This window comes from Deferribacter abyssi (assembly GCF_049472655.1).
Lineage (GTDB): Bacteria > Chrysiogenota > Deferribacteres > Deferribacterales > Deferribacteraceae > Deferribacter > Deferribacter abyssi.
This window is the reverse complement of record NZ_JAQNCS010000040.1, coordinates 1-639: the sequence shown is the minus strand read 5'-3', so window position 1 is coordinate 639 and position 639 is coordinate 1. Positions and strand designations below refer to the sequence as shown.

Sequence of the window (639 nt, the reverse complement as noted above, 5' to 3'; positions counted from 1 at the left end):
CCGAGTCTTAACTTTTGCAATCTGCTGAGTAATATGTTCTCTCATCCTGGCAAGTGCGATAATATCATTGGATTCAGGAAGAGTAAAATAATTGAAATGTTCAATATTTTTAGCTATAAATTTAGCAATGATAACAGCATCAATTTTATCGGTTTTGGTTTTTCTGAGAGTAACAGATTGGGCAAATCTTTTGATGAGAGCTGGATTAATAAGACAGACATCTTTCTTTTTGGATACAAGGGATGCTAAGAGGTTAATGTGATAGCTGCCAGTAGATTCAAGAGCAATAACAGAGGAATCATACTTTTTAATCAAGTTATAGAAACTATTAAAACCATCAATATCCATTTGAAATTCAGCTTCTTTGAGAAGTTCAAGCTTATTGTTAATAATAGCAAGGTTAAACTTATCTTTAGAAACATCAACACCTATAAAGAAAGCAAATTTGTCATTTTTCATGTCAAACCTCACTTAAAATATTTTAGTCCCAAATCCAAACTCCCGTTTGACAGTGGCTTGATAGCCAAATCAACCAATAGGGACTTTCGGGACGGGGGACAGACTAATTTTGAAGCTTTAAAGCTTATTGCACTATAGTCCTCTGTCCCATTTTTAATTCATTACATGATATCATTTCCT

General features: G+C 33.3%; 1 protein-coding gene. It reads right to left on the bottom strand.

What is annotated here, in order from left to right; translation table 11 throughout:
• Positions 1–459: IS110 family transposase (locus OWK30_RS11475; RefSeq protein ID WP_423326621.1), on the bottom strand; the 459-nt coding region annotated here is incomplete at its 3' end.
• Positions 460–639 lie beyond the last annotated feature (180 nt).